Below are 10653 nucleotides of genomic sequence, written 5' to 3'. Positions count from 1 at the left end.
CATTTTAGTTGATTATTAATAATTTATAAGTCTACAATTATACATTGCTCTGCCAACTTTAGCAATCTTTTCCTATCATTCAACACTTCTGGGTTTAAGTAAGTCGATTTTCTATCAGGAACGCCATCTGATCCTTTACGAGTACCACCTGCTAACAGCAATTCCATTTCATCTCTATTAGGTTTATCAAGAGGATCGAGTTCAAAGTGATAGCATAGCACTGAAGGCAACCATTCTCGCGCCAAAGATAAAGCTTGCACCGTTTGACCTTTTTCGGCATACCACTCGATCATCTTCAGTTGTCGAATCAAAGAAAACTTAGAATTCGTGGTGTAATCTTCTGGGTTGGCCAAACCAAACTTACCGTAATCTTTCTCTACGCGCTCTAGTAATGATTCAAAGGGGGGAACAGATTGAGAAACAATAGGTGTGGCTTCTTTAATTCGATCGGGCAACAAAGCCGATTCCCTCATTACATCCATTGGCCGTAACAATTGTAAACCTTGAGCAATCCCTTTGATACTTGCTGCTAAATTTTCTGTTGTCGAATTACTACTATGCAGTAAACTAGCTAAAGCTTCTCCATTTCCCGTTTTAATAAATTGGTCAGTTGCAGTTGTCCATTCCAATAAACTGACAATAGGTAAGAGATCGAAAGTAGGAGTTTCATTAGTTTCCTTATTTTTAGCCTCAAATGCACCGTAGAGAAGTCCCTCAATTTTTACTTTACGAACTACGCGCAGATAGCTAACAGCAATTAAAGCAACAACAGGCACTGAGCGAAAACTATGAGTAATGTCAAATATTACGCTATCTCCATCCTGCAAACAGTTTGTCACCTGTTGAAATATCGACCAGACATCTTCGGGACTGTTGCGTTCGGGAATATTTTTGATTGGTTGCAGGCTTACCTTGCCCTGCAAGCGTTTTTGTAGCGCTTCCCAGTTAGATTCGCTTGCTCCTCTTGGAATAAATGTTTCTACTGTTTGAGTCAGCAATACATATAGAGTTTCTGGGTGATAAAACTCAACTAAGGCTTCCTGAAAAAAAGGTGTAGTAACTTTCTCAGAACCTATCGGACTGAGATAGGTAGTTTCTTCATATTTGCTCAAACCGAGGAAGGAAATTATTTTCATATTTACTCCTTAAATATCTTGTTTTACATTTGTTTGACCCATTCCTAAACGGGTTTTAATTCCCGTACCTGCATAATGGCTGTATTGAACCAACAAATTAGCAACATTAGCCAGCAAAGCATCAGTGCGGTAAGGAATTTGCAGCGTTACTTGGCCAACAAACCCGTTTACATATCCTCTCGGCAACTGGTGCGATCGCGTTTGAATCTTGTGGTGTTTCAATAAAACAGCCTGACTCAAATAAGCGATTAATTCATCACTCCCCAAATAAACAGGAGCAAAGTGATTCCACCTTTCTAACCAACTGCGAAACATTAGATTGGGAACGGGTAAAGCTAAGTGCGCCGAACCTTGTGCGAAAGCAGTCGGAGTTGTAAATTTAAGGTCTAAGCGGCGGATGGGTTCGGGTTCATTGGCTACAAGTTCTGTGTAAAGTTGTTCGTAGCTGGTGATTTCATCTTCTCGATTAATTATATCAAATTTAGCACCTAGAAACTCGAGAGATGGTGAGAGATTCAGGGAGGCGATCGCTTTTGCAGCATTTTCCTGCAAGCCAGACAAAGACAAGGTATAAAACTCATCTGGTGTAAAGGTCTGAAAATCTTTTGAAACTTGGTAGAAACCCTGAATTCCTGAAAAACTTACAGAAGCTACAGCCTCACTCCCGACTTCTAAGTCTAATCGGCGATGCAACTCCTTCACCAATTCTAAATGGTAAGCGCGCGGCAAAACAGCGGGTTCGGATACAGTTAATGTCCAGGTAGAACGAATTAGCATTTAAATTCACCATTTTAATTATATTATACAAATCAAAAACCAAGTAATTTAAGAACTTCGATCGGGTATTCACATTGATTACTGATGGCTTTTTTTGACCAAGAAGTAGCACAAGCTTTAAATCTGTGACCGTTATTATGTGTTTCGGTCTTACTTACTTCAGCCTCCGGTTTGTCCAATTGATTATCGACTGCAGAATCATATACACAACGAGAGTACACCGAACGAATCAATTCCATACTAATGTGACCGTGACATAGCCATTTCACAAGGGATAAATCAACATTTTTAATTTTTTGATTCCAACTTTTGTATGAATTATATAGACTATTTACCTCATCTTTTTCTATGATAACTTTATTTCTATCTTTTTTATTGTCAACAAGATGATTTATCCATTGTTCAAAATTAAAAATAACATTGCGTGACATATTTTCCTCTTGGTTGTTAATTGTGATAAATTCCCATTCAATCCGACGATCCTTTATCTTGTCTATTTTTCCACATTCCTTAGCAGCTAGACTTACAGCACACGCTAAACGAATAGTTGCATTTATAACAGACTGAAATTTTTCTAAAGCAGTATAAAACAACTCAAGGTTTAAATTATTACTAGAAATAGATATCAGTAGATCTTCGAGAATAGAACTATCGAAAAAGTAGTTTTCGATAGAATGTCCCCTAGACCAAACTAGACGACCTTGGACTACGTGTTCTGGTCGGTTATCTCTGAAAACAGGATCGTATTCAAATTCTCTAAATTCGCGATCGACAAATCCAACTAATTTATTAGCAAGGCATTTATCAGCCAACGATTTACTCTCTATCATTTGGCAAATGAATTCTACTTGGGCACGATTTCCTGAAATACCCTCAACTTTAATTTCGCAAACAGAATCAATAAGAACTTTGGGCCTTGACCTAGTTTTATTGATTTTGTTGAGTTCATATATTAAAAGATTGAAAAACTCCTTATCATTCTTGCCTTCAACTAATAAATGTTTACCATTACTAATTTTGAGGTAGTTTTGGTATGTTTCAGGTGTATAAATTGGACGACTCTGACCCTTCAAAATAGTATCTCCTATTAATTAAATGCATCTCGATCATATGCCAGCTCATCTTTATCTAGATAAGCATCTTTATCTGTACTTGTATCTTGATTTGTATACTCATCAGGCTCGGGATCGGTATACCAGGAACTTCTGTCAGTTGGTATTAAATTCAACTCCACAAAGTTGTCTTCATAATCTGCTGGAATCACTGGGGAGTGAGTACAAGCAATAATTTGTCGATTTCCTAGCTGGTCGGACATTTTTTTGAGTAGCTGTCTTTGCCAATCAACGTGAAGGGATATCTCAGGTTCATCAATCAGAACTAAATTTTGCTGGCTCATATGTGTAGCTGCATATAATAAAGTAATAATTTGACGTTCACCCGATGATAATGTGTAAATACTACTTGAAGTATCATTGTCAAACATTAATCTAACCGAAGGTTGACTAGATGTTCTATCCTGTATGCTAACTTTTAGTTCTTTCTCTTCTAAAAACTCATTGACTGAAGCTAAGTATTGATCTATTGACTCAAATGATTTTTCTTGGATGTCACTTATTTTTTTGAGTGACTCTTGATATACACTCAGAATCATTGCAATAAATTTCTTTGATTCGGAATCCTTAGCTCGCTCAAAATTTACAATTTCGCTAATCTTTGACTTCATCTCTGAAGCAAACATTGAATCTTGCAGCGGATGGCTCAGGATTTTTTCAGAAAGAGATTGAATTTGTTGGAGAATTTCCTCTGGCTCTAACGAACTATTGCTTTCTAAAGATGAAAAAGCAGTAAGTATTTCCACAAAGCTTTGTGACAGTAAATCTCGATCTACTTTGGCTACAGTTAGTATAGCTTCTCTAGTTTCCTCAATCAGTTTCTGCTCTATTTCCAAGGGCGATGGATAATTCAATTGTGGTACAAATTGTCCAAACAATCTACGTGAAAAATGTGTAGCTTGGTATTGCATTTTATTACTTAAATGCTCTGTTTGTAATAAACTTTTATTGAGGTAATATCTGATTAAATCTTCTTCTTTTACTGATGTCCACGCCTCTATCATACTTCTAAAAGCGGGAAAATAAGCTACTTTAATTATTGGATTGTAATCAATAGTATAAGTTTCAATAATATCTTCTCCTTGTGATCGGCGGAATTTTTTACCTCGTCTTTCACCATTTTCTTTGACAGTTATTTCTATATCTGAGTCCTCCTCATTTGGTTCTTTCGTTTCAATCTCGACAGTAGTGCCATCATCCATATGGATTCCTATACGAACAAAATCTAGGTACAGAAAGCGCGGATAATCTCCATTAACAGCATTGGCAATAATATGGAGGAGAGTGGTTTTTCCGGCTCCATTTTTTCCATACAATATATTAACTCCTGGGTCAAAGCTTTGTTGGATATCAAACCTTCCATGAATTCCAATCGCTTGAATGCTTTTGATGAATTTCGGCATTTTAGCTCTCCTAAATGAAATTTTATTTTTGATAGTTGATTAATGTCCAGGTAGAAAGAATTAGCATGACTTAAACTTTACCCATCCAGGTACATATTTGATCTCGCCATTAGCAGCTACAACAGTCCGCCGCGATTTTGGTGCTTCAAAACCCGGTGCTTTGATTCCGCAAGTATCGCGAATTTCTGCTGTCAGGCGATCGTCTAAACACAGAGCAATTGTTGTTCCCAACATTCCGCTTGCCCAACCAACCCTTAAGCTATAAGGGCACTCAGTCGGTTCGTATAGTTCCTGAATATAGCTAAAATTTAAGTCTTTACCTTGAGAGAGATTATTTTTGATATCCTCCCAATAATCGTGTTCAGCATCCCATTGCTCTTGAGCGAAATCTCGACAAATTTTCAGCAATTCATCCAGATTTTTAAACGGTATTTTCATCCCTTCGCTATGAGTGAACCATTGCAGCATTTCTGTATCCAAACTCAGGGTGAATTCAGTCTGCACGTTGCGAACCATTTCCGCATAAATGGAAGCGCGATATTTGGCTTTATAATCTGGAAAGCGGCTGGAGACAATGACTTCAGCAACTATAGGTAAGTTAAAAAATACATTTTTTCCTTGCTTAGTGACTTTTTTGAATTCTAGCAAAGGCTGAGAATCGGTGACTTTAATGGCTCGCATGAAGTCCGTGTTAGGCCCAATTTTGCTTTTGACCAATCGCCCTTGATATGAGAGTTCAAAATTAGTGAATAAACTATCCATGAATAGTTCATCATCTAAAAATTTTTGTTTGTGTTTATTTGCGACTTCCCCTCTACCAAGTTTTTCTCGTAATTGGATTTCTATGACACTAAGGCTGGCAGATTTTGGTAGTTGATATTTGTTTTCATGTTTGAGGAGGTGGTAGGCGATCGCAGTTCTAATTGCCCCTTTAATCGACGAACCGGGAACATACAATTGTCCCATGCCGTTGCGAATCATCGGACGCAAATCAGTCACCGGATTTTCAGTCCATTTATGACTGACGGCAATTTCAGGAAAAATGCGATCGCCATCTTCACCTTTAGCATTCCACCATTGATCGCCCAAGACATCTTCAAGCAATTTAGTAATATTTTTGCGCTCTTCAATAGTACGAATATAATCGTCCAATCGACCCCCTTGATACAGCACTTTTGCTAAAGCTTCCCGATCTGGGAGATAAACCCTTTTAGATGTCTGGACATATTCAAAAGGATTCAAGCGCGAGACTTCTGAGCCGATATGTAAAATAGGACTTGTTAGCTGAATCCGCTTTGATTCGGAAGCTTCAGGTTTTTTGATGGCAAGGTGAGAAGTCGCAGTCATAATATTTATTCACTCTTGACTTTGATAGGAAGACTCAAACTAATGCCGCTGCGATAAATTGGATGATTCGTAAATCCTAACGGGGTTACATCAGCTAGTTTGCCGAGCGGTTCCGAGGAAAAAACCGAACCTTCAGCAAACATTCTAATTGACTTGCGACGTAACTGATACCCAGAAGGAGAAGAGGATACCCAACCGCCTCTTTCTATAATTTCATAACTTGCCTTTTCATCTGCGATCGCCTCGTTCAGTTTTTGTTCGTCATTTGTCCAAAACAAACTCATAAGAGTGTAGTAACTGTTGTCCTTAAAATCTACTACTTGTTGCCAAGTCGGAGATAAAGAATCCCACTTAGCTTTAAACTGTCCGCTTCCGCTAGAACGTTCGCCACCTAAACCTTCATCTCCCAGCCACTTCAAGACAGCTTGTAGCTGATGTTCCAAGGTTTTATTGACGGAGGGAAAGTGGATGATAAAATATAAGCCTGAATGGCTTTGGCTACCTTGTTGAAATTGTACGATGCCTGTGTGATAAAAGTTAGTTGCTCTAGTTACTCTGTCTATCGCGACTTTGGGCAGCGGTCTCTTTTTGTAACAGGTTCCGTAAGCAAATGCTCTCGCTTGATTTAAGTTTCCCTGACTTTTGCCATCATTAGTATAAGTAATGAGTTCGTCGCTATCTGCAAACCCTTCGCCCTGATACCACCGCTGCCAAATTTCCAAAGGCAAGTAATTGAGTTTCTTCTTGTAAGTCTTAAAAAAATTCAAATCTTCATCTGGGTAATTCCACGGAAATCGGAGCGGTCTCGGCAAATAGTAGGTAATTTTATCTTCTATTTGCTGATAGATAAAAGTAGAACTGATGCAAAATGGTGGCTGGTTTTCCCGCTCGCAAAACTGTTGCAACAATTCGGAAACTGCCTGAGATCCAAACATTCGAGCATACACCGCAATCAACGCACTAAATAGCGTATCCGATCGCACCCGTTCGCTAGTTTCCTCAATCCCAATACCTAATTCTCCGAAGTGTGCAGTCCCCAAAAATTGCAGTCGCACAAGTTTCCAGACGCTCATTTTGTTTCTCCTGGCAAATTCTTTTGTTGAATCCTGTCACTCAACGTGCCAAAGTTTTTGAGAAGTGCTGATGTATCATCTGGTTCCAGGATAGGAGATCGAAAGTCAACACCATCTTCTGTTATCCGCCGATATTGCTCCAAGTCGCGCCAGAAACACTTGAATTTTTCAAACCGGACTTGGCCGTAACCCCGCGATCCGTGTCCCCCCAAAGCATCATCTTCGAGGAGGGAAAGCCCGATCGCGATATTCTGCAAATCCTCTATAGCTTGAGTGACATTATCGGCGCGATCGCCATCAGCTTCGACAGTATAAACTAACTCAAACTTGAATTTTGCACCTCTGGGAACTCGTTCGACTTGGCGGGGATTGGCAGCAGCAGTTACGCGATCGATACCGTTCTCAAATTTCCACTCAGTCATGTAAAGTCCGGTGTCTACTCGCTTAAGTTGCTCGGCAGATGCATCGATGAGATGACAATCGCGTACAATTAACCGTGCCGGAGAATTGCGACCTTTTTTCACCAGGCTGTGTACCACACCATTTATAGGGCGAGTAACAAAACTACCGTTGCTTTCTACTCGCTCCAAACCTTCGGCTTGTGCCCGTGAAGTTTCAACCCAAAAATTAGAGCCGCCAGTAGAGCCAAACAACCGACTAATAGGACAAGTCAGCGCACCTTGATAACAAATCGGCTGTTGGTTAATTTCACTGTATCCATCCACCAGATCGTCGCTTTCATAACGATAAGTATTGCTCCCTCCACCTCGATTCAAAGGTTTATTGTGAAACCGCTCCAAAATAGAGCGCAATTTGCCTTTAATTGAAGAACCGGGAAGGTATGGAAACTGGGTAATAGGGTCACGGACAACGGCTTTATCTAGACCGCCGATGTCGAGTTTTTCTCCACCACCACCAATGTGCATTCCTGTCTCTAATAGCAAGGTGCTTTCCAGGCGAAATTTACCGAGTAGTTGTTTGTGTTGTAGCATGATTAATTATCTTTTCCTCCGGCCGCTTTATGGTAAGCAATGATAGATTCAATTAATTGAACCAGGCGATAGAAATCTGGTGAATCTTTAACTTTGTCGATCGCTTCTGAAATCACGTCGCTCAGTGGCTTAACAGGATTGCTGCCACGATCTTGTTGCCGAATTGCAGCATAAGCTAACTTTGGCTTTAGTAAAAACAGCTCATCCTCAATGACAGAAAAACTCTCTTCTTTATCTTGAGCAATTTTGACTTTCAGACGTTTAACAGCATCCAAAAACTTGCGAATTTGGTTAGTTTTTAATCCTTGCTCCTTGAGATATGTACCTAATAACTCTGCCTCCTTAACCAATTGGCGAATTTCGTAATTTCGCAACTGGCCATCCTTTAAACTGCGGATAGTTTGGATCATTTGTTGGTCAGCAGTCAAATGAGTTTGTTGCCCCTGAAGCGATCTCTGTTCCTGTCTGGCGATGGGTCTATTAGGTGAGTTTGTCATCGTTTTTAGCGCGGTTTAGTAGTTCAATCCAAGTTGCGATCGCCCCGAAATAAGGTGCATTGTACGGACTCATCAGAGATTTTCGTACAGGTTTAAATTCATCACTTTTCCGAACGTCTTCAGGCAATCGCGCTATGGTGTAAGCTATTTGAGGTAGGTGCAAATAATATTGAATATCTTTCTCCTCATTTTCATAATCAACTTTTCTCCTTTTAGTTTGTATCTCCTCAATCATTTGCTCTTGCATTTGAGATGTGAGTAAAAGATTCCGTACAAAACTGCGAGAGTAGCTTTCCTCTAATTGAGCTAGGAACTTTTCGACAAAAGGCAAGATACCAAATAAACTCAGCGTTCCCTCTGTTCCCAAATGTTCTTGAGTTTTAGAGTCAATCTCTTCTATATCTGCTAGTTTAATATCTCTTGCTCCCAACCACTCGCTCCATTTGAACACTTTGTCATCAAACAACCCGAAACTATCGCGACCATTATCTTTAGCAGCATCCTCCGCTTTTTCTGCTAACTTTGCAGCTTGATATAGTGGAAATTTTTCTTTTTCGATACTAATGCCACCCGACAAGGTAATATCTGGGTTATTCCCTGTATAAGCGCGAAAACTTTGATAGACATCAAAAGCAAAATCAACTATTTCATTCCATGCACCGCTGACAAATAAATCATCACCTCCTGCATAAATAAACAATAAATTCTGTCGTACTTCTTTGTTTAAAACAAGAACCCTATCGGGGAGATTAGCTAGACGGTTTTCTGCCAAACTGTTGAGATAGACTTTAAAGAAGTAACTCATTTGGCGAGAAAGTCCAGCCAATCTGGGCAACGTTTGATTTTCAGCCAAACCCTCAGCAAAAATTCTCCCCAGTCTATCTACATCCATCCGCAAATAGCCAACTCTAGAAATCCCCTTAGCTTTCTCTGCCATTTCACCGGCTCGGATGAAACCCGATTCTTCTTGGCTGAGCTGACCATAATTTCCTAAAAGTAACGCAACTATATTTTGAGTTTCAGCATCTCGATATTCTTGAATATTCCAATTGTTGATAAAAAAAACATTTTTCTCCCCCTTAACTTCATTGATCTGTCCCCGCTCAGGTAGAAGATAATAGTAAGCTTTAGGAAATGAAATCCTAAAAGCACTTGAGACTTTTTGCTGAGGTGGGTGCTTTTTTTCTTGTCGCACAATAGCCTCAACTTTAAATAGTTTACCACCCAAGCGAAACATCCGGCGACAAGTTGAACAAGCCTGTACCGAATCAGGTCGCTCGGTATTTAACTTTTCTAACTTCTTCACATCATCTCGATGACAAACTTGGCACTTGTCATAGCTACGACGCCGACGGATCAAATAGTTTATCTCATCAGCAAACTTCCGAGATTTCTGGGGAGTAAGTTTTTTCGTAACTGTTGACCAGTGATTAGCAAAGTTTTTTTGATTGACATCTATAACGGGAAATGTAGTGTAGTCGAGAGCCAAAAAGACTTTGCCCTGAAAGTTTCCTAGCAACCATTTGTTGAATTCTTTCTGGACTTTGTTTAAAACAAGTTTTGTGTCTTGAGTCGCAGAGGCTAGCAAATATAAATTGCCACCACCCGCATAAATGACATTAGTACGAGGTAACTTTAACTCTTCCAGAAGCTGCTGAACAATTTCTTCTGTGACTAATTCCAGATAAAAACTCCGAGCGCGGAGAGATTTCAGCGCACCGTCAGAAGCAATGGTGTAAATAAACTTTTGGATTCCCGATAAATCCCCGGCAATTAAACCGAGATCAGTTGCATCAGGATTGTCAACCAAAGCAGATGCTACCGCAGCAGTCGATCGCACCATATCTATCAAAGCAATATTCCGCTCGCCAAAACTGAGACAAGAAGCGTACTTCTCTAAAATCAGAGTTAGGAGTGATAAGTTTTGCCAGTCTTGTTCCCGAAGATTTTCTAACTCTCTTTTGACATTTTCTTTATATTTTTCTAAATCTGGAGGGTTGGTCAATGGATAAGGAATCGACGGGTAAGAATTATCACTAGCGTCGATCGCCACTGCCGGATAATAGTGGGATTTAAAATCTCTGTGTTTGCTATCTGGAAACTTGACATCATCAAATAGCAACGCCAAGTAACTTATTTTTAGCTTTTCCCATAACAATAATTCTTTCGCTTTAGTCACGGCTGGATGTTCATTAAAAAACAGACATCCATCGGGTAACATAGCCTCAGCCCAATCTGCTAAAGCGCAGATAGCTTGCTGGATAACTTGGAGAGCAACTTCTTGTGATGTCATATCTAAAATTTCCTCAATTACCT

The 10653-nt window shown here is 39.6% G+C and carries 9 protein-coding genes; all 9 read right to left on the bottom strand.

Features of this window, described 5'->3' with window-relative positions; translation table 11 throughout:
• Nucleotides 1-23: 23 nt before the first annotated feature.
• From csx2 to cas10, 9 genes are read right to left on the bottom strand one after another with little or no spacing between them, the layout of a single operon-like run.
• Entirely contained in the window at nt 24-1136 is a 1113-nt protein-coding gene (gene csx2, locus E5S67_RS22090; RefSeq protein WP_172190522.1) for a TIGR02221 family CRISPR-associated protein, read from the bottom strand.
• A 9-nt stretch (nt 1137-1145) separates the two neighbouring features.
• Nucleotides 1146-1913 (bottom strand): CRISPR system precrRNA processing endoribonuclease RAMP protein Cas6, encoded by a 768-nt coding sequence (cas6, locus tag E5S67_RS22085; RefSeq protein ID WP_172190521.1) that lies wholly within the window; start codon nt 1911-1913, stop codon nt 1146-1148.
• Nucleotides 1914-1945: 32 nt separating this feature from the next.
• Entirely contained in the window at nt 1946-2986 is a 1041-nt protein-coding gene (locus E5S67_RS22080) for a DUF4435 domain-containing protein (protein WP_172190520.1), read from the bottom strand.
• Between the two features lie 14 nt (nt 2987-3000).
• Complete coding sequence (locus E5S67_RS22075) at nt 3001-4428, bottom strand: AAA family ATPase (protein ID WP_172190519.1); 1428 nt, start codon at nt 4426-4428, stop codon at nt 3001-3003.
• A 60-nt stretch (nt 4429-4488) separates the two neighbouring features.
• Entirely contained in the window at nt 4489-5775 is a 1287-nt protein-coding gene (gene csm5, locus E5S67_RS22070; protein WP_172190518.1) for a type III-A CRISPR-associated RAMP protein Csm5, read from the bottom strand.
• 5 nt (nt 5776-5780) lie between these two features.
• Nucleotides 5781-6848, bottom strand: coding sequence for a type III-A CRISPR-associated RAMP protein Csm4 (gene csm4, locus E5S67_RS22065; RefSeq protein WP_172190517.1), 1068 nt, complete (start codon nt 6846-6848; stop codon nt 5781-5783).
• The gene (csm3, locus tag E5S67_RS22060; protein WP_172190516.1) at nt 6845-7840 is read right to left on the bottom strand and encodes a type III-A CRISPR-associated RAMP protein Csm3; all 996 of its coding nucleotides are present in this window, start codon (nt 7838-7840) and stop codon (nt 6845-6847) included. The genes csm4 and csm3 overlap by 4 nt, the downstream gene beginning before the upstream one ends.
• A 2-nt stretch (nt 7841-7842) precedes the next feature.
• Nucleotides 7843-8337 carry a type III-A CRISPR-associated protein Csm2 gene (gene csm2, locus E5S67_RS22055; RefSeq protein WP_246276917.1) on the bottom strand — a complete coding sequence of 165 codons (495 nt, stop codon included), beginning with the start codon at nt 8335-8337 and terminating at the stop codon, nt 7843-7845.
• Nucleotides 8321-10630 (bottom strand): type III-A CRISPR-associated protein Cas10/Csm1, encoded by a 2310-nt coding sequence (gene cas10, locus E5S67_RS22050; RefSeq protein WP_172190515.1) that lies wholly within the window; start codon nt 10628-10630, stop codon nt 8321-8323. The genes csm2 and cas10 overlap by 17 nt, the downstream gene beginning before the upstream one ends.
• Between the last annotated feature and the right edge of the window lie 23 nt (nt 10631-10653).

This window comes from Microcoleus asticus IPMA8, from assembly GCF_013179805.1.
Lineage (GTDB): Bacteria > Cyanobacteriota > Cyanobacteriia > Cyanobacteriales > Microcoleaceae > Microcoleus > Microcoleus asticus.
This window is presented reverse-complemented; position numbering and strand designations above follow the sequence as displayed.